Here is a 23,111-nt window from a genome sequence, read left to right as displayed (position 1 = left end):
CCTTCATGACGATTTTCCGTGCCCGCCCCTCGGCGACCCTCGTGGCCGTCGCCGCGCTGGCCGCCGCCGCGACCACAACCGGAGCGGCCCTGCTCAGCGGCCCGGCCGCAGCCGCCCAGGGCTGCCGGGTCGACTACACGCCCAACCAGTGGCCCGGCGGATTCACCGCCATCGTCAAGGTCTCCCCGGGGGACTCTGCCGTCTCCAGTTGGACCGTCACCTGGACGTACGCCGGGGACGAGCGGGTCACCAACGGCTGGAACGCCACGGTCAGCCAGTCCGGATCGACGGTGACCGCCCGCAACGCGTCGTACAACGGCAGCATCTCGGCCGGCGGCTCCACCGAGTTCGGGTTGCAGGGCACGTACGGCTCCAGCGGTGGCGCGCCGACCGGGTTCAGCCTGAACGGCGTAGCGTGCAACGGCGCCCCGCCGCCGCCAACCACCCCGCCGCCAACCACCCCGCCTCCGCCGACGACGCCTCCGCCGACCACCCCGCCGCCCACCACCGAGCCGCCGACCGGATGTGCCGGCGCGGTGCTCTGCGACGGCTTCGAGGGCCAGACCGGTTCGACGCCGTCCGGTGACTGGGCCGTGGTGAGCCCGGACTGTTCCGGCGCGGGCACCGCCACCATCGACACGGCGACCTCGCACAGCGGCAGCCGGTCGGTCCGGATAAACGGCGCCGCCGGGTACTGCAACCACGTCTTCATCAGATCCACGAAGAACCTCGGCAGCGTGGGCAACGTCCGGTACGGCCGGATCTGGGTCCGGCACACCACCGCCCAGCCCACCGAACACACCACGATGATGGCGATGGCCGACGCCGCCGACGGCAACAAGGACCTGCGGTTGGGTGGCCAGAACGGCGCCCTCCAGTGGAACCGCGCCTCCGACGACGCGACCCTGCCCGAGCAGAGTCCGGCCGGGGTGGCGCAGAGCGTGCCGCTACCCACCAACCGGTGGACCTGCGTGGAGTTCATGGTGGACGGTGCGGCCGGTCAGCTGCGTACCTGGTTGGACGGCACCGCCATCCCCGGGCTGACCGCGGACGGCTCGCCGACGCACGACATCGACGGCCAGTGGTACAACCGCACCTGGCGGCCGCAGCTCACCGACCTGAAGTTGGGTTGGGAGAGCTACGGCGGCGGAGCCGACACCCTCTGGTACGACGACGTCGCGCTGGGGTCCAGCCGGATCGGCTGCTGACCCGTCGGGGTCGTGAACGGGCACCATCAGCGGTCTCCCGCCATGGTTGTGAATGCGTCAGGGGTGCGACCCGGAAGCCGGGTCACACCCCTGATCGTCATCGGCTGCCTCGCTGGCAGCATGATTGCCCACGGCACCCGGGACCGAGGAGAGGCGACCATGGAGCACACGTTGGCCGAGATCCTGGACGCGGCGGCGCACGGGCGCTTTCCTCCACCGGACGGCGGGACCACAGTGGTGCCGCAGCCGAGCCGCCGCGACGCCGGAGTCATCGCCTTCACCGGACACTCGGTGGTGTTCACCGACGAAGACCCCCAGTGGGTACGCCGCACGCTGGCCACCCTCGACTGCGACTCCCTGGCGGCCACGATGAATCCGCGTTTCCTGGGTGCGTTGCTCGACCGCACCCGGCGCTCCATGGACACCATCGACCTGCTGACCGTCGCGAGTTGCCTTGCCGGGCCACCTCCAGTGCAGCTGATTGAGCTTGCGGACGCCGATCATCCCCGCGAGGTCAGGTCACGTCGGCGCCGGAGCGACATCCAAGTCTGGGGCGCCGAGGGTGGGGTGGTCGTGCTCGGCCGCGGGGTGGCCGGCCGTTGGGAGGCGGCGGTAGAGGTCGACGACGAGCGCCGCCACCGGGGTCTGGGGCGGGCGCTGGCGACGGCGGCCCGACATCTGGTGCCCGACGGCCAGCCGGTCTGGGCCCAGCAGGCCACCGGCAACGCGCGCAGCGTGCGCGCCTTCCAGGCGGCGGGGTATCGACCGGTGGGCGCCGAAGCGCTTCTCCTCGCGACGTAGACACTGCGCCGCACGGACCACTGTGGGCCGAACCGTGATCGGCAGGAGGTTTCCGAGATCACGCCCGGGGGCATCCCGGCGGATGAAGTCAGCCGCTCGTTACCCCTGATCGAGGAGAGCACCATGTCGGTCCAGGCATTTCTCTACGTTGTCGCCGTCATCCTGATCGTGCTCGCTGCTCTGCCGCTGCCCACGAGGGGTGTCTCGCTCGCGCTTCTGGGTGCCGCCTGCGCCCTGCTCGCCTACGCCTGGCCGGTGATCACCGACTGATCTTCGCGTGAGTCGTTGGTGCGGCCGGTGGCCGGCAGTCAGAGCGTGATCGGCTGCCCGCCACCGGCCGCGAGTCTGTTCGCTTGCTGAGTCTCTTTCACACGCGTAGGAAGAACACCACCCGTCGATCCGCCGTCCAGCGTCGAAGGAGATGCGTGTGACCACCTCCAGAGGGCTCCGCCTCGCCGTGTCCGTGCTGGTGACGGCGGGCGCCGTCCTGCTCGGCACGGCAGCGCCAGCCGCACCGCCGACGACTCCCGCACCGGCCGGACACTCGTCCTGCGACCCGATCGACCCGACCGCCTGCCTGCTGCCGTTCCCGAACGACTATTTCACCGTGCCGGACCGGAGCAGCCCCACCGGCAAGCGTGTGCGCTTCGCCGCAGCCGCGATGCCCGCCAACGTGCAGGGAACCCCGATCGACCCGACGGAGTGGAACCGGCAGGACGGGTTCAGTCCGGGTTCACCCATCCTGGTGCGCGTACCCGGCCTCGACGCCGCGGCGAGCGGGATCGCGCCGGTCACCGACATCGGCCGCTCGCTGGCGCCGGACGCGCCGATCGTGCTGCTCAACACCCGGACCGGTGAGCGCACGCCGTACTGGGCCGAGCTGGACGCGCACGCCGCTGGCCAGCCCGAGCGGCAGCTGCTGATCATCCGGCCGGCGGTGGCGCTGACCGAGGGCACCCGCTACGTCGTCGGGCTGCGCGGCCTGCGCGACGGCGACGGGGCGGTGATTCCGGCGCCGAAGGCGTTCACGACGTACCTGACCGGTGCCGGCCTCAAGCAGCGGGACGCTCGCGGGCCGCAGCTGCGGCGGATCGTCACCGACCTGACTCGGACCGGCGTCAATCGGCACAACCTCTACCTGGCCTGGGACTTCACGGTGGCCAGCCGGCACGGGCTGACCGGGCGGATGGTGGCGGTCCGGGACGACGCGTTCGCCGACCTCGGTCGGGCCGCGCCGTCGGTCAGCATCACCCAGGTGACCGACTATCCACCGGAGCAGGATCCGCTGATCGCCCGGCAGGTGACCGGCACCATCGGCGTACCGTCCTATCTGACCGGCGACGGCGGGCCCGGCTCCCGGCTGCACTACGGGCCGGCCGGCGGCGCCGGGACGCCGCCCACGCCGAACGCCCTGCCCACACCGTCCGGCACGACGCTGGCGACGGACTTCGTCTGCAACATCCCGCGCAGCGCCTCGGCCGCGAGGCCGGCGCACCTCTCGCTCTACGGCCACGGACTGCTCGGCAGACCGACCGAGATCAACGCCGGCAACGTCAAGACGATGTCGAACACCCACAACTTCACCTTCTGCGCGACCAGCTGGATCGGCATGGCCGCCGCCGACGTCCCCTTCGTGGCCGGCGCCTTCACCGACCTCAGTGTCTTCCCCGCGGTGGCGGACCGGTTGCAGCAGAGCTTCCTGAACTTCCTCTTCCTGGGTCGCGCGATGATCCACCCGGCCGGGTTCGCCGCCCACCCGGCGTTCCGCGACGCCACCGCCCGGCCGCTGATCGACCGCGTCGGCGGGCTGCACTACGACGGCAACAGTCAGGGCGGCATCAACGGAGGTGCGCTCACCGCCATCGCCCAGGACTGGACCCGGTCGGTGCTCGGCGTACCGGGGATGAACTACTCCACGCTGCTGCAACGCAGCGTGGACTTCGCGCCGTTCCAGACCGTGCTGGACGGCTACTACCCGGACAAGGTCGACCAACAACTGGTCCTCGCGCTGCTGCAGATGCTGTGGGACCGGTCCGAGGCCAACGGGTACGCCCAGCACATGACCGACCGGCCACTACCGCGTACCCCGGCGCACCAGGTGCTGATGCACGTGGCCTTCGGCGACCACCAGGTCTCGCCGGCCGCGGCGGAGGTGCAGGCGCGCACCATCGGCGCGCGCCTGCACACCCCCGCGCTCGCCGACGGCTGGTCACTGGACGTGCGGCCGTACTGGGGCATCACGCCGATCCGCCGCTACCCGTACACCGGCTCGGCGATCGTGATCTGGAACAGCGGTGCGGCGTACGCGCCACCACCGACCAACCTCGCTCCGGCCGGGCCGGAGTTCGGCGACGATCCGCACGAGTTCCCCCGCGCCCAGGCCGCAGCCCAGAAACAGAAGGCGGTCTTCCTGCTCACCGGCACTGTCGTCGACGTCTGCGCGCGGACACCCTGCCCGTGACGCCGGGCCCGCCGGGACCACCGTCCCGGCGGGCCGGCGCGTCCTACGACCGCGGCGTCAGCCCCACGAGCAGAGCCTTGAGTACGCGATCGACGTACTCGTGGGTCAGCGGCTCCTGGGTGATGAGGAACTGGAAGTAGAGCGGGCCGGACAGGATCGCCATGGCCACGTCCAGGTCGAAGTCGGATGAGATCTGCCCCTGCTGCTGTGCCCTCCGCAATCGGGCGACGGTCCGGTCCGCCTGGGGGCGGATGAACCGTTCGTTGAGCGCGGCGGCGACCATCGGATCGTGCTGGGCCTCGCCGACCAGGGCCCGGTAGAGGGGGCCCAGTGGAGGCTGGCCCAGGAGGTCGACCGCCGCGTGGATCTGCTGGCGCAGGTCGGCCACGACGTCGCCGGTGTCGGGGTAGTCGAGTGTGGGTTCGCCGGAGGTCAGCACCGCGTCCAGGAACAGGGCCCCCTTGGACGGCCAGCGCCGGTAGATCGTGTGCTTGCCGACGCCGGAGCGCGCCGCTACCCCCTCGATGCTGAGTTTGGCGTAACCGACCTCCTGCGCCAGCTCCAGCGTCGTACGCATGATCGCGTTGGTCCGGTCGGCGGCCCTGGTGCGGCGGTCGTCGCTCATGCCGCCACTGTAACGGCACGGCACGTGCCGTTGACAATTCCCCGGGTGCGTGTCCAGACTGAGCGCGATCTACAAGCGGCACGGCACGTGCCGTGCCAACGCCTGATCGACCGAAGGGAAGCACCATGACCGAAACGCTGAGCCGGAACGCCGACAGCGACCTGCACCCCCCGTCCGTACGGAGGTTGCCCGGCCGGCGACTCGACGTCGACCGCTGGCAGCGGCGGTTCGACGAGCTGCGCCACACGCACCACGTCCCCGGCGCGAGCCTGGCCGTGCTGCTCGACGGGCAGATCCACGAGCTGGCAAGTGGTGTGCTGCACAGTGGCACCGGCGTGGCGGTCACCCCGGACTCGGTGTTCCTGTCCGGCTCGATCGCGAAGGTCTACACCGCAACGCTCATCATGCGGCTCGCCGACGAGGGAAAGCTGGACCTGCACGCGCCGGTTGTGGACGTGCTGCCGGAGTTTGCCACACCCGACCCCGAGGCGACCAGGACGATCACCGTTCGGCAGTTGCTGTCGCACACCGGCGGCGTGACAAACGACTTCAACTTCGACGGCGGCCGCGGTGACGACTGCCTCGCCCGATACGTCAGCGCAGCCCGACGGGTGGCGCTGGACTGCCCGCCCGGCACGGCCATCTCGTACGGCGGGCTCGGTTACATCGTCCTGGGCCGCGTCATTGAGAGGCTCACCGGCCTGACCTGGGACCAGGCCCTCAAGAGCCTCCTGTTCGAGCCGCTCGGCCTGGAACGCTCGATGACACTGCCGGAGGAGGCCCTGCGCTTCCGTGTCGCCATGAGCCACCTGGGCGAGTCCGGCGGCTATCCCGACCCGGCCCCGTCCTGGGACCTGATGCCCCGGTCCATGGGTCCGGCGGGCAGGGTCATCGTCTCCGCCGGCGACATGGCCCGCTTCGCCCGGATGCATCTCGACGGCGGCCTCGCGCCCGACGGCACCCGGGTGCTGTCCACCGATGCTGTCGCCGCCATGCGACACCGCGCTGTCGACGTGCCCGACAAGTGGACGGTCAGCGCCGACGGGTGGGGTCTGGGTTGGACGCTCTACGACTGGGACGGCGTCCCCGGCTACGGCCACGACGGCGCGGCCATCGGCCAGTACGCCTACCTGCGCGTCGTCCCGCACGCGAACCTCGCCCTGGTCCTGATGACCAACGGCGGCGCGGCCCGACTGCTCTACGCCGACCTGTTCCGCGATCTGCTCTCCGAACTCGCCGACGTCACCATGCCCGCACCGTTCGCCCCGGCCCCCGTTCCACCCTCGATCGACCTCGAACCGCTGCTCGGCACGTACCGGCGCGAGGGTGTCGTCCTCACCGTCTCCCGCACCGACGACGGCTCGCCGCACCTGCGGTACGAGTTCGTCGACGACATGGCAGGCATGTCGCCGCCCCTGGAGATGGACCTGGAACCGGTCACCGCGACGGTCTTCGCCGCCTCCGGCGCGGGACCGTCGTTCAGCGAGGACTACATGCCGGTGGTCTTCTCCACCCTCACCAACGGCACTCAGGTCTGCTACGTGGGCATGCGCGCCACGCCCAAGGTCGTTTGAAAGCCCAGCGGGGCGCTGGCTGTGCCAGCTCCCCGTCGATGCACCACATCGATGGTGGCCTTGGCCCGTTCGGTACCCTCTGACACGCTCTGACAACGCCTGACGACGTCGTCCGACATGGGGGAGTGATGAAGAACCAGCGTGCCGCCGCCGAGTCGACTCAGGACAGACAGGCCGCCGAGAGGTTCGCCGAACAGCTACGGACCCTGCGGACCGCCGCGGGCGACCCGTCGTTCCGCAAGATGGCGGGGCGGTCGGGCCGGATCTCGCACACCACGCTGCACGAGGCCGCCGCCGGGACCAGGTTCCCCTCCTGGGAGACCGTGCGGGAGTTCGTCCGAGCCTGCGAGGCCGACGAGGTCCAGTGGCGGCGTCGCTGGGAGGACGCGCAGCGCCCCGCGTCTGCCGCTGGCACCGAAGGCGGCGATGCCGCGCCGGTCGGTACCGGGTCCCCGACCGGCGCCGACACCCCGATCACCGCGGACAGAAAGAAGCTCGACACCGGGACCGACGCCTCGGAGACCCACGGGCCCGTCGTCCCCGCGTCGTCTCCGAATGAGCAGGACGCGCTGCGCAGCGCGGACTATCCGCCGACCGACGACGAGGGCGTGGGTGGACGGTGGCACCGGCTGCCATGGCTCGCCGCCGCCGCGGTGGTCCTGGTGGTGGCGATGGTCGCCGTCCTGGGCGTCGTCGTCCGCGGCCGGTCGTCGCGGGACGACCCCGGCGCGGTGGCGGCGTCGTCAGCACCGTCGCCGTCGGCCTCGGCGTTCTCCGACTCGCTGATCCCCGGCGACTCCAGCAAGTTCATCTCCGACATCACCATCCCCGACGGCACCCGGGTCCGGGTGAACTCCCAGTTTGTCAAGGTATGGGCCCTCAAGAACGTGGGGAAGGTTGCCTGGCACAACCGTTTCCTCCAGCGGACCAACCCCACCGCGGACGCCGACGGTTGCCAGGTGCCGGACCGGGTGGCGATCGGTGACACACCGCCCGACGAGCAGGTGATGATCAGTGTCGAGGTCATCGCGCCGAGTCGTCCCGGGAAGTGCTGGGTCAGCTGGAAGATGGTCGACGAGAACGGGCAGGAGTATTTTCCCACCCGCCGGCCGGTGTACTTCATGGTCACCGTCACCGCCTGAGTGCGCTCCCCGGTCAGCTCGACCGGTGTCAGAGTGCGAACCGTCGATGTCAGGCCCGGGTGCCGCCGAAGCTGACAACACCACATCCATCGAGGTCGATGATGGCCTGACGGATCTGACAGGACAGCAGGGGTACCGAACAGTAGGTCGATTCTCGCAAGGTGATGTCAGTTCCGAACGACACACCAACTGCGAGGAGGATCAACAGTGCGCCATCAGTGGCTATCCGTCGGGCTCGCCGCGCTCTGCGTGGCCGTCGGTGTTCCGGCCCACGCGTGGGCCTCGACACCCGGCGCCACACCGCAGCGAACCGTCGCCACGGCCGCGCGGCCAGTCGTGGACATGGAGGCCACCGTCCTGGCCGCTCAGATCGACCCCCGCCGGGCCGACAACACACTGACCCCGGGCGCGAAGAACTCCGTACTCGCCGTCGAGCAGGCGCTCCAGGCCCAGAACCTGCTGAACGCGCAGTGGGTCGACGGCTACTTCGGCACCGTGACCGTCTCGGCGTACGCCGCGTACCAGCGCTCGCTCGGCTACACCGGCCTGGCCGCGAACGGGCTGCCCGGCACGACGTCGCTGACGAAGCTCGGGCAGAACCGCTACACCGTCGCCAACACGATCGGCCCGGGTGCGAAGGTCCCGCGGGACGGGTACGTCGTCAACGCCCGTACGCAGGCGATGTTGGCCGAGGCCCAGCGTCTGCTCGGCTACACCCTGGTCCTCGACCAGGGCTCGTACAACCCCGGAGGTGACCCCACCTCGGCCGGCACGCACGACGGCGGGGGTGTGGTGGACATCGCGGTCACCGGCATGACCGCGGCCAAGCGCACCGCCGTCGCCCGGGCCCTGCGCAAGGTCGGCTTCGCGGCCTGGGTCCGTAACCCGAATCAGGGCGACTGGCCGTGGCACATCCACGCCACGGCGATCAACGACACGGACCTGTCCAGCCAGGCGCAGCACCAGGTCGGCGACTACCACCTCGGCATGAACGGCCTGGCCAACCAGGGACCGGACGACGGCCCCCAGGTCCCGATCAGGACCTGGGAGCAGTACCAGCGCGGGCAGTGACCCGCACCCCTCACCGTTTCTGAAAGGACACCATGAACATCCGTAAGAGCCTCGCCGCCGTCGGCGTCGCGCTGGCCGCGACCACCTCGATCCTCAGCGTCGCATCGCCTGCGTCGGCGGCGGCCCGAGACGGGGTCTGCGACAGCGGCGAGTTCTGCTACTACTACAACAGTGACCACGCGGGATCGGTCTCGGACTTCACCGGTTCGCTCGACGACTACGGCACCGAGCAGCCCTCGTGCTACGACTTCAAGGGCGCTGGCGCCGGCAAGGGCCTGTGCATCAAGAACGAGGCCGCCTCGGTCTGGAACCGCAGCACCAAGACCGTACGCGTCTACTTCAACAGCGGCTACGCCGGTTCTTACCAGGACTTCGCGGCCGGCGCGAAAAGCAACCTCAACGCCACGTTGAAGAACAACAACGCCTCGCACCAGTTCTCGCCGTCGACGCGCACGAACCTGTCGTACGCGCTGTACCAGGCCAGCGGCGGCACTGTCACGTGCGGCTTCGACGGTTACACCACCACGCCCGGCCGGCACGAGGGCATCGACATCGCCCGCAGCGTCGGCTCGGACGTGCGCGCCCTGGTCTCCGGAACGGTCATCTACGTCGCGCGGGGCACCACCGGCAGCGGCGGCCTGTCCACGATCTCCGTCTACAACTCCTCGCTCAACAAGTCGGTGATCTACCTGCACACCGCGCCGAGGTCCGGGGTGAGCGTGGGCGACGCCATCAGCAAGGGCGAGATCATCGCGGATGAATCGTGGCACGGGGTGTCCTCCAGCTCGGGCGCGCACACCCACGTCGAGGTCCGGGCCGGCCGGCAGACCCACGCTGCCGTCAGCGTCGGCGACTCCACCCTGGACAACGCCGACCCGACCGCGTTCTGGAACTCCCAGGGCTACAACGAGCGGTAGGACGCCACTACCGCGACATCGCGCTCTCCTGAGGTCACGCACAACCGCGCCGCCCGCCGCAGATCTGCGGCGGGCGGCGCGCTCACGGGTGCGGCACCGGCTACGCTGGCGGCTCAATCGCCTCGACGAGCACCTCGAGCACGTGCCGGTACGGCTGGCCGGTGGCCCGGCTCATGCCCATCTCGCAGGTGCGGTTGCAGGAGGCGTACGCGTCGTGGTCGCGCTCATTGATCTCGGCGGCCTGCGCCGCTGTGGCGCCGGCAGTGACCTCGGGGTGCAGCAGCCCCCGGTCACCGGCGAAGGCGCAGCACCCCCAGCTGTCCGGCACGGTGACGGTGTCGGCGACCGCCCCGGCCACTGCGCGCAGGTCGTCGATGCCGCCCAGGTGGACCGTGGAGCAGGTGGGGTGCAGGGCCAGCGAGCCCAGTCGCCGCGGCTGCGGCAGCGCCGGCAGGAGGTGCTCGGCGGTGAAGGTCACGCTGTCGACGAAGCGCAGCGCGCCGTAGCGTGCCCGGTCCTCCTCGGCCAGCGCGGCGGTCAGCTGCGTCAGGCCGTGCGTGCAGGAGGACGCGTCGCACACGACGGGCAGGCGGCCCTCGTCGCTGGCCGCCCAGAGCGCGGCCAGGGTCCGCTCGGCCATCTCACGGTGACCGGCGGGGTAGCCCTTGGACTGCCACGGGGTGCCGCAACACAGGCCGGTCGTGCCGGTCGGTACGACGAGCGGCACCCCCGCCAGTTCGCACAGACGCAGGAACGCCGCAGCCGTTCCGCCGGACGAGCCGTCCTCGGGTGCGAAGAGGCTGCCGACGCAGGCCGCGAAGAACACCGCCTGGGCGTCCGGCGCGCTGCGGGGGGTGGGTCGGGCCGCGCCGGCGCGTGGCATGTCGTCGCTCCACAGCGGCATGAGGTCGGTGGCGCCGAGACCACAGATGGCCTTGGTGACGGCGCGGGTCATCGGCGTCGGTACGGCGTGCGCGGCGGTCAGTCCGACCCGGACGCCCGTCACGGCGGCCTGCCAGTGTCGCGCGGCAGTGCGGGCGGTGCGCTGGGCGCGAGGGGTGTGCCGCTCGGCGCGTAGCCGTTTCATCGCTGCCCCGGTGTCGATGCCGACCGGGCAGGCGGTGACGCAGAGGCTGTCCGCCGCGCAGCTGTCCACAGCGGCGTACTCGTAGTCGGCGGTCAGTTCCCGGCGGCGCTCCTCGTCGCCGGCAGCGGTGGCGAGGGCGATCTGCCGTTGCAGGACGATGCGCTGCCGGGGGGTGGTGGTGACGTCGGCGGTGGGGCACACCGGCTCGCAGTAGCCACACTCGACGCAGGCGTCCAGCTCGGGGTCGACAGTCGGGACGGCCTTGAGCTGTCGCAGGTGCACTGTCGGGTCGTCGTTGAGCAGCACACCGGGGTTGAGCAGGCCGCTCGGGTCGCACAGCCGCTTGAGTTCGCGCATCACGTCGTACAGCTCGTCGCCGTACTGCCGGCGGACGAAGGGCGCCATGGCCCGGCCGGTGCCGTGCTCCGCCTTGAGTGTTCCCCCCTCGGCCAGCACCAGGTCGACCATGTCGTCGGTGAACCGGGCGTAGCGGTCGATCTCGGCCGGGGTGTCGAAGGACTGCGTCAGCATGAAGTGCAGGTTGCCGTCGCGGGCGTGTCCGAAGATCACCGCGTCCGGGTAGCCGTGCCTGTCGAACAGGCGGATCAGCCCGTCGCAGGTGCCGGTCAGGCGCGGCATCGGCACCGCGACGTCCTCCAGCAGGGCCGTGGTACCGGGCGGGCGGGCCCCGGCGACGGCGGTGTAGAGGCCCTTGCGCAGGTGCCAGAGGTTGGCCCGTTCGCGGGGGTCGCCGGTCAGCTCGGTGCCGGTGACGGCCGGCAGCCGGTTGAGTACGGGCCGGGCGTCGGCCAGCGTCGCGGCCAACTGCTCCGCGCTGTCCTCGGCGAACTCCACCAGCAGCGCGGCGTGGCCGGTGACCGTCAACCCGCGCAGGGCCGGGCTCGCACCTGGGTCGCGCTGGCTGACCCGCAGCGAGGCCGCGTCGAGCAGTTCGGCGGTACGGGCGCCGGCGGCGAGCAGGGCCGGCAGCGCGTCGGTGGCGTCGGTGAGACCGGGCAGGATCAGCAGGCCGGTGGCGGCGTGGTCGTGGATCTCGACGGTACGGAAGACGGCCTCGGCCACGAAGCCGAGCGTGCCCTCGCTGCCGATCATCAGGTGGGCGAGCATCTCGACCGGGGTGCCGTGGTCGAGCAGCGAGTTCAGCCCGTACCCCATGGTGTTCTTCATCGCGAACAGCCGCTCGATGGTGGCCCGCGACCCCGGCGTCGCGCGCACCCGGTCGCGCAGGCGCAGCAGCCCGGCGTGCAGCTCGGGCTCGTCGGCCCGCAGCCGGTCGTCGGCGTCGCGGGCGCCGGAGTCGACGACGGTGCCGGACGGAAGCACGAAGCGCAGCGACTCCATGGTGCGGTACGCGTTGTCGGTGGTGCCGCAGGTCATCCCGCTGGAGTTGTTGGCCACCATGCCACCCACAGTGCAGGCGGCCTCGCTGGCCGGGTCCGGGCCGAGCCGGCGTCGGTAGCGGGCCAGCCGAGCGTTGGCCTGCCGGATCGTCAGGCCCGGCTGGAGCCGGATGCGGCGGCCGTCGTCGAGGACCTCGGCGTGCCGCCAGTCGGTCCGGACGTCGACCAGCACGCCCGCGCCGCCGGCCTGCCCGGCGAGGCTGGTGCCGCCGCCGCGCAGGGTCAGCGGCACGCCGGCCTCCCGGGCGCCGGCCATCAACGCCCCCACCTCGGCGGCCGAGGTCGCGCGAACCACTGCCTGCGGCTCGAACAGGTACGGCGAGGCGTCGTGCGCCGCCGCCAGCCTCCGGGGCAGCTCGGCGCTGGCCCGACTCGGATCATCGAGGCGCGAGCGCAGCAGTTCGGCAACCGCGCGGGCGCGGGCGCCGGCCGCGGTCGGCGGCGGCACGGGTACGACGGGTCTCATCGGCGGATCCTCCCGGGAGCGTGGTCAGCCGGCCACCGGCGGCACGGCGGGACGGCCGGCGATCAGCAGTCGGTGGGGAGCGCTGCTGGCCGGGGCCGGCAGCCGCAGCGGCTGCCGGCCGGGGGTGATGCTGCCGAGCACGGAGGCGTGCCGCGCGCCGGTGCCCGAGCGCAGGGTGCCGGGCAGCCCGTGCACTGTCAGGTAGCCCAGCAGCGCGAAGGCCAGCGCCTCCTTGGCGTCCGCCGCGATGCCCAGGTCGTCGCTGGACGACAGCTGGACGCCGGGCAGCTCGTCGGCGATCATGCGCATCAGCGTCGGGTTGTGTGCGCCGCCGCCGGAGACGACGAGGCGGGTGACGCCGTGGTCGCGGCAGGCGCCGGCCACGGTGACCGCCGTCAGCCGGGTGAGCGTGGCCAACACGTCCTGTGGGTCCGGCGTGGGCGCGTCGGCGAGGGCGGCGAGCAGGTAGGGCAGATGGAACAGCTCTTTCCCGGTGCTCTTCGGGCCGGGCAGCCGGTAGTACGGCTCGTCGAGCAGCCGCCGCAGCAGCTCCGGGTTCACCTGCCCGGCAGCCGCCCCGCGCCCGTCCCGGTCGTACTCCTCGACGCCCCCGCTGAAGTGGCGGGCGGCGGCGTCGAGGAGCGCGTTCGCCGGACCGGTGTCGAACGCGAGCGGGTCCGCATCAGGAGCGACGACGGTGATGTTGGCGATGCCACCCAGGTTCAGCGCGGCCGGAACGCCGGGTAGACCGCCCAGCAGCAGTGCGTCGAAGAGGGCGACCAGGGGAGCGCCCTGGCCGCCGGCGGCCACGTCGCGGCTGCGCAGGTCGGCCACGACCGGGAGGCCGGTGGCCTCCGCTATCCAGGCCGGCTGACCCAGCTGGAGAGTGCCCCGAACGGTGCCGTCCTCGACCCAGTGGTGCATGGTCTGCCCGTGCGAGACGACCAGATCGGCATCGCCGTCGCACAGTTCGGCGAGGGCCCGCACGCCGGCCTCGGCGAAGGACTGGCCGATGCCGGTGTCCAGCACGCAGATCGCCTCGGTGGTGGTCGCCGCGGGCGGCAGGGCGGCGGCGATCCGCGCGCGCAACTCGTCGGAGTACGGGTGGCTGAGCCGGCCCAGCGGTCGCATCCGCACTGTGTCGCCGTTCAGCTCGAACTCGGCCGCGGCGGCTTCGATGCCGTCGTAGGAGGTTCCGGACATCAGGCCGATCACGCGCATCACGTACTCCTTCATGCCCGGCCGGCGGGGGCCGCCGCTGCGTCGTCGTCGACCTCGTCGCTACGCCCATGGTCGTACGGCGTCTCCGGGGCCGGGTGGAACCGGCTGGACACCGCGCCGACGACCAGGGTGATCAGGACGCCGATCGGGACCAGCCACTGCGCGGCGATGGCGGTGGCGGTGGTCGTCCCGGCCGTCGTCACATCGATCTTGACGTAGCGGACGATGTAGGTCATCACCGCCACGGTGACCAGGAAGGCGATCACCGCGTCGACCTGGTTGGCCCGCTTGACGAGGCGGCCGAGCAGGAAGGCTCCGAGCAGCGCCCCGTAGGTGTAGCCGGCGATGGTCAAACCGGTCAGGTAGACGTTTCCGGTGCTGGAGCTGAACGCACAGGCGAAGATCGCCATCAGCACCGCCCAGACCAGGGTCATCACCCGGGCGAGGCGGAGCATCGCGTCGTCCGACGGGACCTTGCGGAAGAAGCTGTGGATGAAGTCGGCGACTGTGGAGTTCGACATCGAGTTCAGCGCCGAGGACAGCGAGCCCATCGCGGCGCCGAGGATGCCGGCCACCAGCAGACCCGAGATGCCCACCGGCAGGGCGTGCAGGATGAAGCTCGGGTAGAGGTTGTCGCTGCTCGCCAGGCCGAGTTCCTTGAAGGTCTGACCCTTGTTGTACGACCACAGCAGCGCGCCGACCAGCGAGAACGCCGCGAACTGGATCACCACGAAGATGCCCGAGGAGATCATCGCCTTCTGTCCCTCGCGCAGCGTGCGGGTGGACAGGATGCGCTGCACGATCAGCTGGTCCGACCCGTGGCTGGCCATCGCGAAGATCGCGCCACCGATGATCGCTGTCGGCAGGGCGAACGGGCTGGTGAGCACGTGCGAGAGCGCGAAGTTGGTGTCGAAGAGCTGGAACTTGCCGGCGTCCAGGGCCTGCGAGTAGCCGTCGAAGCCGACGGCGTGGCTGAGCACCGCGATGGCCAGGATCGCCCCGCCCAGGTACAGCCCCATCTGGATGGCATCGGTCCAGATGACCGCCTTGATGCCACCGAGGTAGGTGTAGACCACAGTGATCAGCGTCAGGACGATGATGATGGCCTGGTAGCCGACATTCAGCCCGAACTCGTCGAGAAGAAGCTTGATGGGGATGGCCGAGGCGAACAGCCGTACACCCTCGGCGAGCAGGCGGGTGAAGACGAACGTCACCGACGCCAGACCCTAAAGTTTCAGGCCAAACCGCTCACCGAGGTACTGGTAGGCGCTGACGAACCCACCCCGCTTGTAGAGCGGGATGAGCACCGCGGCCACGACGACCCGACCGATGACGTAACCCAGGGCCAGCTCGACGTTGCCGAAGCCCTGACCGCTGTAGGCGCCGCCGGGAACACTGATCACGGTCAGGACGCTGGTCTCAGTGGCGACCACGGAGAACGAGACGGTCCACCACGGCAGTCGACCCTCGCCCACGAAGTAGTCCTTGGCGGACTTCTGTTTACCGGACAGGCGTAGTCCGACGTAGGCGATCACCACGAGGTACAGCACGATCACGACGAGGTCGAGTTGACGCACGGCTCGCTCCCAACCAGCGGTTGTCAATAAGTGACGTTGACTCAGCCTAACGCGAAACTTTTTGCCACCGCCCGTCCGGGCTGGTTACGCTGTGGTTTCAGCCTGCTGATACGGGGACTGCTCGCTGCTGCGCCCTCGGCCTGGCCGCGACGGCGGGCCGCGAGGACGCACTCGACGGCGAGCCGCCGGGCGACCGGAGGACCTCTCCCCGCCGGCCGGCGACTGCACACCAGCGAGAGGAACGAGCACCCCGTGGACCTCAGCACCCTCGGCACCGAGACCCGCAACGACAAGACCGGCGACCTCGACCGGATGTCTCCCACCGAGTTGCTTCTCGCGATGAACGACGAGGACCAGACCGTCGCCGACGCTGTCCGCCGGGCCGTGCCGGACATCGCGGCCGCCGTCGACGTCATCGTGGCGTCGCTCCGCCAGGGCGGACGGCTGATCTACCTCGGCGCGGGCACCAGCGGCCGGATCGGCATGCTCGACGCCGTCGAGATCCCACCCACCTTCGGCACGACGCCCGAGCGGGTCGTCGGTCTGCTCGCCGGCGGGGCACGAGCCTTCGGTGTCGCCGTCGAGGGCGCGGAGGACGACCCGACCCGCGCCGTCGCCGACCTCGACGCCGTCGGCCTGACCGCCCGCGACACGGTGGTCGGGCTCGCCGCCAGCGGCCGTACCCCGTACGTCGTCGGTGGCTTGGATCACGCCCGCGCGCTTGGCGCGGCGACCGTCTCGGTGGCCTGCAACACCGACGCGGTGACCAGCCGGCACGCCGACGTCGCCATCGAGGTGCCCACCGGCCCCGAGGTGCTCACCGGTTCCACCCGGCTCAAGGCCGGCACCGCCGAGAAGCTGGTCTGCAACATGCTCTCCACCGCCACGATGGCCCGGCTCGGCAAGGTCTACGGCAATTTGATGGTGGACATGAACGCCACGAACGAGAAGCTCGTCGACCGGGCGCGGCGGATCGTCGCCGAGGCCGCCGACGCCGACCTGGACACGGCAGCGCGGGCGCTCGCGGCGGCGCACGGGCACGCCAAGACGGCCATCGTGCTGCTGTTGGCGAACTGCACCGCCGAGGAGGCCGCGGCCCGGCTGCGCGCCGCCGACGACGACGTCCGGGCGGCCGTCGCGGCCTGACCCAGGGTGTTCGCGGTTGAGCACGGGACAGAAGATTGACGAAGCGCCCCGTCCGTTGCGGACGGGGCGCTTCGTGGTGTCAGTCGAGCTGTGTGCCCGGAACCGTTCGGTCCTCGTCCGTGTCGCCGTCGGGGGAGCTGGCCAGCTCGATCCGGGGGGATCGGTCCGGCGGGAGGTGGGCGAAGTCGGCGATGACGACGACATCCACCTCACCGTCGATCATCGTCTGCTCGACGGTCTCCCAGGGGGCCCGCATGATTCCTGCGAATCGGTAGGAGTGTTCGCGAAGGTGGCTGAGGCACCTCGCGATGGCGGGCTCCGACGGCTCGATGTGGGCGGGGATCCAGATAACGGCGATTTCCATGAACCTCTCCTGATCAACGTCGTGGACGCGAGTGGGTGATCAGGAGTCATTGGGGTGGGGGAGGACCCCGCTCGACGGGACGGCTGGTCGCGCGCAGGTCGACGGCGGTGACGGTGAGGCCTGGCCGCAGCGGCGAGGTGGGTGGCGAAGCTTCGGCTGTTGACGTGGGTGGATCAGCGCCGCCGGCGCCGATGCCGGTCGGTGCGGACGCCAGCGCCAGCACGAACGCCGGTGGCCCCGGCGCGGGACGGGCGGGCGGGTTGGGCCGCTGTCCGGTGACAGCGGTCATCGTCGCCCGCGCCTGTTCCGACGCCCGGCCATCGGACCTGACGTGGGCGCCGCTTCGGGTCACCGTCGCCGGCATTCGTGTCGAGGGTGCCGGCGACGGCGGCGAGGCGACCCGTGCCTCCGGGGATGCCGAGGCGGATGGTGCCCGTGTGGCCTGCGGCGACGACGGGGTGCCGGCCGGCCGACTCGGCGGAGCTGTGGAGGGCTTGGCCGACGCCGTCGGCAGCGGAACGGCCGACGCCGTCGGCAGCGGAACGGCCGACGGCAGGGGCAGCGGGTCCGTCGACGGCAGGGGCACGGGCACGGGCAGGGACACGACCGCCGTCGGTAGCGGCAGAGGGACGGTCAACTCCACCTCGACCACGTCGGCCACCGAGACCTTGATGGCCTCCGAAGAGGTGGCGACCTCCACCAGCGGGAGACGCGGTGGCGGCGGGGTGTCGGCGTGGGCGGGGTTGGCACCCAGAGCCGCGCCGAGCGCCACCGCGCCGAGCGCCACCGGGGGGAGGCTGTGCCTCAGCCGCATCAGACGGAGGCCGCCGGCAGTGGGGTCGCCAGGCCTGCCCGCTCCGGCTCACCGGTTCGGTGCCGCCGGCCGAGCTGTTGCCTCTCGCGCCCTGCCGTTCCCTCCATGGGCGGGTTCTTGCCCCGGTGGACCGAGGGCTACACCTTCTGTCGATATTTCCGGTGAGCCATGTGGACAGAACGGGAGCGCACCTGACCGTTTCACACCCGCGCCTCGGTCGGTGTTGGCGTGGGGTCGAGCGGCAGGTCACGCAGTCGGCGGATCGGCGTCGACAGGTAGATGATCGGGGACAGCACCGTGAGCGCCCCGAAGATCAGCAGGGTGGTACGGGCGCCCAGTGGCCCGGCCAGGATGCCGGCGAGGAGGCCACCGACCGGGATGGCGCCCCAGGAGACGAACTTGACCGTGGCGATCACCCGGGACAGCAGTTCCGGTGGGCTGGCGAGCATTCGGTAGGTGCGGGTGGTCACGCTGAGCACCACAGTGGAGCCGGCGAAGACGAGGTTCCCGACGGTGAAGGCCAGGAAGGCGGCGGTGCCGGTGCCCAGCGGGATGATGAGCGCGCCGGCCACACCGACGAAGGCCGCGATGATCAGGCCGCGTGCGGTGCCGAACCGCTCGGTGAAGCGAGTCGTCAACGCCGCGCCGATGAGCGTGCCGAGGCCGTCGGTGGCGACCAGCAGCCCGACCATGAGCGGCGATGCGTGCAGCTCACGCACCAGGTAGAACGGGATCAAGGCGAGCATGGCGCCGTTGACGAAGTTCGTCGCGGTGGCGTCCCACATGGCCGGTCCGATGATCGGGTGCCGGAGCACGAAGTGCCAGCCCTCGCGGATCATGGTGACCATCGGCGGCCGCTCGGCCGGTCGCTGCACCCGCCGGGCCGGAAGGGTGCGCAGCAGCGTGGCGGAGAGCAGGTAGCTGACGGCGTCCACGAACAGCGTCGGCACCGCACCCAGCAACTGCACCGCGAGACCACCCAGGGATGGCCCGCCCAGCGCGGTGGCGGCGTGCGTGCCGGAGGTGAGGCTGTTGCGGGCCTGCAACTGCGCGGCCGGCACGATCTCCGGCAGGAAGGTCTGGTTCGCCACGTCGAACAGCACGTTGGCGAAGCTCACCACCAGGGCGACAGCGATCAGCTGGGTCACCGTCAGCATGTCGAACCACCAGGCCAGGGGGACCGACGCGATGGCGAGGGCCCGGACCAGGTCCAGGGCGACCTGCATGCCGCGCAGCGGCAGACGCTGCACGATCACGCCCGCCGGCAGGCTGATCAGAAGGTACGCCAGATAGCCCGCCGCCGTGACCAGGCCCATCTCGAAGGCCGACGCGTGGAGCACTGTCAGCGCGGTCAGCGGTAGGGCCAGCGCGCCGACCGCCGAACCGAGTTGGCTGGTCGTGCCGGCGACCCACCACCGCCAGAACACCGTAAGTCTCATAATGGAACTCACTATAGGGGCGCGCGGGAGACGACGTCGACCCCGCCGATGCGGGCTGCGAGACCGAAACGTGCTGCCTATCCCGCTCGGCGTGCTCGATGCCGATCTGCGCCAGGCAGTGGTTCATCGCCCACTGCAGACGATCCGGCGCGCCCTTCATCTCGGTCTCGATCGCATCGAGCAGCCCCGGGAGGTCCAGGCTCTCGGGCTTCTTCGTCACGCGCTCGGTGGTCAGCGCCCAGCCGGCACTCGCGACCACGGGATCCGGGTCGGCGAGCCGTCCCGTGCCTTCGGGTCCTCCAGCTCGGCCAGTTCGGCCGTCACCTCGGCCAGCGTCGTCGTAGCCATCGCAGCCTCCTGCTCATCGGGTCGGACGTTTCACACTCTCGTAACGGGTATCCAGGCGTACCAGTGCGACCGGCGGTGAACAGCTTCACGGAGTGAGGGGGCCCCTGTCATGCCAGATTCACAGCCCACCATCGTGCTCGTGCACGGCGCGTTCGCCGAGTCGGCGAGCTGGAACGGTGTCCTTGAGCGGCTGGGCGCCGCGTACGACTCGGTGGCCGTCGCGAACCCGCTGCGGAGCGTCGCGGGCGACGCCGCGTACGTGCAGGACGTCGTCCGCGGGATCGGCGGTCCGGTCGTCCTCGTCGGCCACTCGTACGGCGGCATGGTGATCACGCAGGCCGCAGCCGGCGACACCTCGGTGCGGGCCCTCGTGTATGTCAACGCCTTCGCCCCGGACACCGGCGAGTCGGCGCTGACGCTGTCCGCGAAGTTCCCCGGCAGCACGCTCGCCGACACGCTGGTGAAGTACCCGGTGTCGACCGGTGGGAACGAGGTGGCGATCGGCCAGGACCAGTACCACGCGCAGTTCTGCGCGGACTCGTCGGACGACGTGGCCGCGCTGATGGCCCGGACCCAGCGACCGATCACCGAACAGGGCCTGGCCGACAAGCTCACCGGCGACCCCGCCTGGCGGTCGCTGCCCAGTTGGTTCGTCTTCGGGGACGCGGACAAGAACATCCCCGCCGAGGTGCACCGTTTCATGGCCGAGCGGGCCAACCCCCGGGGGCAGCGCGAGGTCGTCGGCGGCTCGCACGCGATGGCGGTAGCCCGGCCGAGCGAGGTCGCCGAGACGATCATCGAGGCGGTTCGGGGCGTGAGCTGACGGTCCGGACGGACAGCTGGTGGTGGGCCGACGACGAGAGCTCGTCGGCCCACCCCTGCCTGTCAGCTAGCCTGTGGGTTATCCCAGCTGGCCGCCGCTCGGATGGCAAGGTGAGGGCCATGGACAGGAAGCACGTCGAGGATTGGCTGGCCACCTACGAGCGGCTCTGGCGGACCCCGGGCACCGACGTGCTGGTCACGCTCTTCACCGAGGACGCGAGCTACCAGCAGGGGCCGTACTGGACCCCCGTCGTCGGCCTGCCGGCCATCGCCCGGATGTGGGAGAAGCAGCGCAAGGGCCCCGACGAGGTGTTCCAGCTGAACACGGAGATCGTCGCGGTCGAGGGTGACACCGCAGTGTCGCGCCAGGAGGTCCGCTACGGCGACCCGGTCGACCAGGAGTACCGCGACCTTTGGGTCATGCGGTTCGCCGACGACGGACGGTGCCGCTCATTCGAGGAGTGGCCGTTCTGGCCAGGACAGCAGCCCGCCGAGCCGCCGGACGGATCGTGACCCGAGCAACCCGTCGACAAGACCGTCGTACCGCTCCGGATGACCCGCCGCCGAGGAGAACCCATGGCCGAGAAGAAGGAACCATCCAACGCGCAGAAGATGTTCGGCGACTTCGCGCCCGCTCTCGTCGACTACACCGACAACGTGTTGTTCGGGCAGGTCTGGGAGCGCGCCGAGCTGACGAAGCGGGACCGAAGCCTGGTCACCGTCGCCGCCCTGACGAGCAGCGGCAATACCGAACAGCTCGCGTTCCACCTCGCCTTCGCCAAGCGCAACGGCCTCACCGAGGCCGAGCTGATCGAGGTGATCACCCACCTGGCCTTCTACACCGGCTGGCCCAGGGCGGTGTCCGCGATGACCGTGGCCAAGCAGGTCTTCGCCAACCAGGAGGACTGACCCACCGGTGCACTGCCGAGCGAGCGGCGACGCCCCAGCCACCGGGGTAGGAGACCTGACCGACACGTCGTCGGACCGTCCACTACCTACCGTGTGCTGGGACGTCACCGTGGCGAGGTCGACCCGTCAGGCCGGGGCGGCCGGGCAGCTCGCGCCGACCGGCGGTGTGGTTCTGGTGATCAGGTACCGCTCCACCTGACGACGGGTGCACTCGGTCCGTGGGTAGCTGGCGTGGCCCGATCCCTCGTAGGTGAGGAGGTGGCCCCGGCTGCCGAGCTGGCGCACCACCCGCTGGGCCCCGTCGTACGGGGTGGCCGGGTCGTACCGTCCGTTGAGCACCAGCAGCAGCGCGCTCGTCCGTACCCGCAGCCGATGTTGCGGGTTGTTCGCCGTCCAGCCCAGGCAGATCGCTGTGAAGCGGACGGCCAGCGGGGAGGCCCGCAGGTGCGGTGCCGCGGCGCGGGACAGTTCGAGATACCGGTTCCACTCGGCGAACGAGTCGACCGGCAGCGACCAGTCCTGGCAGAACGCCGGTAGGGCGTACTCGGTCAGGTCCTCGTCGTTCTCGACCGGCGCCATCGGGGACGCGAGCGGAGCGGCCTCGCCCCGCTCCAACGCGAGCAGCATGTTCGCCAGGTCGGCCCAGGTCGCGTCGAAGAAGTTGATGACTGTCGCGAATGCAAAATCGAACCAGGTCAGCTTCGCGCCGGTGGCCGGGTCGACAAGCGTGCCGGCGTCGGCACGGCGCATCAGTTGGTCGTAGAGCGCCGGCACGTCGCGGCCGTGCAGTGCGCAGCCAGGGGTCCTCTCACACCAGGCCACGAACTCGTGGAACAGGGCCTCGTTACTGGCCGCCCCGCTGCGGAAGTATTCCCTCACCCCCTGGCTGTGGTCCATCACGCTGTCCATGACCAGTGCGCGGACGCGGTCGGGAAACAGCTCGGCGTAGGACTGCCCGATCAGCGTGCCGTAGGACCACTGGTAGAAGCTGAGTTGCCGCTCGCCGAGCGCCGCCCGGATGGCCTCCGTGTCACGCGCGACGCTGGCACTGTCGATGTGGTCGAACAGTGGGCCACTGTGAGCACGGCAGTCGTCGCGCAACAGGCGGTTGTAGGTGCGGAGTCGCTCGAACTCTGCCGCGTTGGCGGGCGTCAGGGAAGGCTGCTGGGCCAGCAGCGCCGACGAGCAGCGCACCGGTGCGCTACGGACAGTGCCCCGAGGGTCGAAGCCGACGATGTCGAAGCGGCGCAGCACGTCCGGCCCGAGCTGGCTGTCGGCCGTCAGCGCCACGTCCACCCCGGACAGACCGGGACCGCCGGGGTTGAAGACCAGGACGCCGATGCGGGCTGCCGGGTCGGTGGCGGTGCGCCGGGCCAGGGCGAGTTCGAAGGTCTCCCCTCCCGGTCGGGCCCAGTCGACCGGCAGGCGCAGGGTGCCGCACCGCGTGCCCGGGTCGTCGGGCCGCTCCGGGCACGCCTGCCAGTCGATCCGACCGGTCCACCCGCCGGCGGCGGCCGCGGTGACCGACCCGGTTCTGGTGGCGGTCGGCGTGGTGCCCGCGAGCGACGGTGGGGCGTTGAGCGACAGGGCGACGAGGACCGCGACGACGGCCGAGAGGCTGCCGAGGAGCCGCCGACGTCGAGGGTCAACCCTGCGGGGATGCCGAAAGGTGGTTCTCTTCGTGGTCAACATTCGTCC

General features: G+C 70.9%; 19 protein-coding genes and 1 pseudogene. 12 read left to right on the top strand and 8 right to left on the bottom strand.

The features are described from left to right. Positions 1–5: 5 nt before the first annotated feature. The 4 genes from ABZS40_RS22175 (at position 6) to ABZS40_RS22160 (ending at position 4,470) form a co-directional block, all read left to right on the top strand. Positions 6–1,208: a cellulose-binding domain-containing protein gene (locus tag ABZS40_RS22175; RefSeq protein ID WP_354945222.1), complete on the top strand. Its 1,203-nt coding sequence runs from the start codon at positions 6–8 to the stop codon at positions 1,206–1,208. A gap of 159 nt (positions 1,209–1,367) precedes the next feature. Continuing rightward, on the top strand, positions 1,368–2,009 hold the full coding sequence (locus ABZS40_RS22170) for a GNAT family N-acetyltransferase (protein WP_354945220.1): 642 nt from the start codon (positions 1,368–1,370) through the stop codon (positions 2,007–2,009). A gap of 123 nt (positions 2,010–2,132) precedes the next feature. Next, a complete protein-coding gene (locus ABZS40_RS22165; RefSeq protein WP_167337290.1) occupies positions 2,133–2,279 on the top strand; it encodes a hypothetical protein in 147 nt (48 codons plus the stop codon). A 157-nt stretch (positions 2,280–2,436) separates the two neighbouring features. Continuing rightward, the gene (locus ABZS40_RS22160) at positions 2,437–4,470 is read left to right on the top strand and encodes a hypothetical protein (protein WP_354945219.1); all 2,034 of its coding nucleotides are present in this window, start codon (positions 2,437–2,439) and stop codon (positions 4,468–4,470) included. A gap of 43 nt (positions 4,471–4,513) precedes the next feature. Here the strand turns inward: ABZS40_RS22160 and ABZS40_RS22155 are convergent, their stop codons facing one another. Then, positions 4,514–5,095: a TetR/AcrR family transcriptional regulator gene (locus ABZS40_RS22155; RefSeq protein ID WP_354945217.1), complete on the bottom strand. Its 582-nt coding sequence runs from the start codon at positions 5,093–5,095 to the stop codon at positions 4,514–4,516. Between the two features lie 125 nt (positions 5,096–5,220). Between ABZS40_RS22155 and ABZS40_RS22150 the strand changes: the two genes are divergently transcribed. The 4 genes from ABZS40_RS22150 (at position 5,221) to ABZS40_RS22135 (ending at position 9,799) form a co-directional block, all read left to right on the top strand. Next, positions 5,221–6,669 (top strand): serine hydrolase domain-containing protein, encoded by a 1,449-nt coding sequence (locus tag ABZS40_RS22150; protein ID WP_354945216.1) that lies wholly within the window; start codon positions 5,221–5,223, stop codon positions 6,667–6,669. A 128-nt stretch (positions 6,670–6,797) separates the two neighbouring features. After that, positions 6,798–7,811, top strand: a complete 1,014-nt coding sequence (locus ABZS40_RS22145) for an NBR1-Ig-like domain-containing protein (protein ID WP_354945215.1) — start codon at positions 6,798–6,800, stop codon at positions 7,809–7,811. 207 nt (positions 7,812–8,018) lie between these two features. Continuing rightward, complete coding sequence (locus ABZS40_RS22140; protein ID WP_354945214.1) at positions 8,019–8,882, top strand: peptidoglycan-binding protein; 864 nt, start codon at positions 8,019–8,021, stop codon at positions 8,880–8,882. 32 nt (positions 8,883–8,914) lie between these two features. Next, entirely contained in the window at positions 8,915–9,799 is an 885-nt protein-coding gene (locus ABZS40_RS22135) for a peptidase inhibitor family I36 protein (RefSeq protein ID WP_354945213.1), read from the top strand. A gap of 100 nt (positions 9,800–9,899) precedes the next feature. Here ABZS40_RS22135 and ABZS40_RS22130 read toward each other — a convergent pair whose 3' ends face one another. From ABZS40_RS22130 to ABZS40_RS22120, 3 genes and pseudogenes are all read right to left on the bottom strand, one after another. Beyond that, positions 9,900–12,773, bottom strand: a complete 2,874-nt coding sequence (locus ABZS40_RS22130) for an FAD-binding and (Fe-S)-binding domain-containing protein (protein WP_354945212.1) — start codon at positions 12,771–12,773, stop codon at positions 9,900–9,902. Positions 12,774–12,797: 24 nt separating this feature from the next. Beyond that, positions 12,798–13,994 carry an anhydro-N-acetylmuramic acid kinase gene (locus tag ABZS40_RS22125; protein WP_354945211.1) on the bottom strand — a complete coding sequence of 399 codons (1,197 nt, stop codon included), beginning with the start codon at positions 13,992–13,994 and terminating at the stop codon, positions 12,798–12,800. Positions 13,995–14,005: 11 nt separating this feature from the next. Continuing rightward, positions 14,006–15,469, bottom strand: a pseudogene (locus ABZS40_RS22120) (sodium:solute symporter). Positions 15,470–15,823: 354 nt separating this feature from the next. Here ABZS40_RS22120 and murQ point away from each other — a divergent pair. Beyond that, positions 15,824–16,717: an N-acetylmuramic acid 6-phosphate etherase gene (gene murQ / locus ABZS40_RS22115; RefSeq protein WP_354945210.1), complete on the top strand. Its 894-nt coding sequence runs from the start codon at positions 15,824–15,826 to the stop codon at positions 16,715–16,717. Positions 16,718–16,796: 79 nt separating this feature from the next. Here murQ and ABZS40_RS22110 read toward each other — a convergent pair whose 3' ends face one another. The 3 genes from ABZS40_RS22110 to ABZS40_RS22100 form a co-directional block, all read right to left on the bottom strand. Next, entirely contained in the window at positions 16,797–17,081 is a 285-nt protein-coding gene (locus tag ABZS40_RS22110) for a hypothetical protein (protein ID WP_354945209.1), read from the bottom strand. 46 nt (positions 17,082–17,127) lie between these two features. Beyond that, positions 17,128–17,895 carry a hypothetical protein gene (locus ABZS40_RS22105; RefSeq protein WP_354945208.1) on the bottom strand — a complete coding sequence of 256 codons (768 nt, stop codon included), beginning with the start codon at positions 17,893–17,895 and terminating at the stop codon, positions 17,128–17,130. 200 nt (positions 17,896–18,095) lie between these two features. Continuing rightward, positions 18,096–19,334: an MFS transporter gene (locus ABZS40_RS22100; protein ID WP_354945207.1), complete on the bottom strand. Its 1,239-nt coding sequence runs from the start codon at positions 19,332–19,334 to the stop codon at positions 18,096–18,098. Between the two features lie 457 nt (positions 19,335–19,791). Between ABZS40_RS22100 and ABZS40_RS22095 the strand changes: the two genes are divergently transcribed. From ABZS40_RS22095 to ABZS40_RS22085, 3 genes are all read left to right on the top strand, one after another. Continuing rightward, a complete protein-coding gene (locus tag ABZS40_RS22095; RefSeq protein ID WP_354945206.1) occupies positions 19,792–20,505 on the top strand; it encodes an alpha/beta hydrolase in 714 nt (237 codons plus the stop codon). Positions 20,506–20,624: 119 nt separating this feature from the next. After that, on the top strand, positions 20,625–21,017 hold the full coding sequence (locus tag ABZS40_RS22090; protein WP_354945205.1) for a nuclear transport factor 2 family protein: 393 nt from the start codon (positions 20,625–20,627) through the stop codon (positions 21,015–21,017). 63 nt (positions 21,018–21,080) lie between these two features. Then, entirely contained in the window at positions 21,081–21,413 is a 333-nt protein-coding gene (locus ABZS40_RS22085) for a carboxymuconolactone decarboxylase family protein (protein WP_354945204.1), read from the top strand. Between the two features lie 126 nt (positions 21,414–21,539). On the opposite strand, the gene ABZS40_RS22080 is transcribed toward ABZS40_RS22085, so the two are convergent. Then, positions 21,540–23,105, bottom strand: coding sequence for an alpha/beta fold hydrolase (locus tag ABZS40_RS22080; protein ID WP_354945203.1), 1,566 nt, complete (start codon positions 23,103–23,105; stop codon positions 21,540–21,542). Positions 23,106–23,111 lie beyond the last annotated feature (6 nt).

The sequence above is a fragment of the Micromonospora sp. NPDC005324 genome, assembly GCF_040607155.1.
Taxonomy (GTDB): Bacteria; Actinomycetota; Actinomycetes; order Mycobacteriales; family Micromonosporaceae; genus Micromonospora; species Micromonospora trifolii.
The sequence above is the reverse complement of the archived record's forward strand: the minus strand, read 5'-3'. Positions and strand labels throughout refer to the sequence as shown.

Coding starts and splice junctions, on each gene's coding strand:
- ABZS40_RS22175 (WP_354945222.1), top strand. CDS start 6: ATGACGATTTTCCGTGCCCGCCCCTCGGCGACCCTCGTGGCCGTCGCC.
- ABZS40_RS22170 (WP_354945220.1), top strand. CDS start 1,368: ATGGAGCACACGTTGGCCGAGATCCTGGACGCGGCGGCGCACGGGCGC.
- ABZS40_RS22165 (WP_167337290.1), top strand. CDS start 2,133: ATGTCGGTCCAGGCATTTCTCTACGTTGTCGCCGTCATCCTGATCGTG.
- ABZS40_RS22155 (WP_354945217.1), bottom strand. CDS start 5,095: ATGAGCGACGACCGCCGCACCAGGGCCGCCGACCGGACCAACGCGATC.
- ABZS40_RS22150 (WP_354945216.1), top strand. CDS start 5,221: ATGACCGAAACGCTGAGCCGGAACGCCGACAGCGACCTGCACCCCCCG.
- ABZS40_RS22145 (WP_354945215.1), top strand. CDS start 6,798: ATGAAGAACCAGCGTGCCGCCGCCGAGTCGACTCAGGACAGACAGGCC.
- ABZS40_RS22135 (WP_354945213.1), top strand. CDS start 8,915: ATGAACATCCGTAAGAGCCTCGCCGCCGTCGGCGTCGCGCTGGCCGCG.
- ABZS40_RS22130 (WP_354945212.1), bottom strand. CDS start 12,773: ATGAGACCCGTCGTACCCGTGCCGCCGCCGACCGCGGCCGGCGCCCGC.
- ABZS40_RS22125 (WP_354945211.1), bottom strand. CDS start 13,994: ATGCGCGTGATCGGCCTGATGTCCGGAACCTCCTACGACGGCATCGAA.
- ABZS40_RS22110 (WP_354945209.1), bottom strand. CDS start 17,081: ATGGAAATCGCCGTTATCTGGATCCCCGCCCACATCGAGCCGTCGGAG.
- ABZS40_RS22105 (WP_354945208.1), bottom strand. CDS start 17,895: ATGCGGCTGAGGCACAGCCTCCCCCCGGTGGCGCTCGGCGCGGTGGCG.
- ABZS40_RS22100 (WP_354945207.1), bottom strand. CDS start 19,334: ATGAGACTTACGGTGTTCTGGCGGTGGTGGGTCGCCGGCACGACCAGC.
- ABZS40_RS22095 (WP_354945206.1), top strand. CDS start 19,792: ATGCCAGATTCACAGCCCACCATCGTGCTCGTGCACGGCGCGTTCGCC.
- ABZS40_RS22090 (WP_354945205.1), top strand. CDS start 20,625: ATGGACAGGAAGCACGTCGAGGATTGGCTGGCCACCTACGAGCGGCTC.
- ABZS40_RS22085 (WP_354945204.1), top strand. CDS start 21,081: ATGGCCGAGAAGAAGGAACCATCCAACGCGCAGAAGATGTTCGGCGAC.
- ABZS40_RS22080 (WP_354945203.1), bottom strand. CDS start 23,105: ATGTTGACCACGAAGAGAACCACCTTTCGGCATCCCCGCAGGGTTGAC.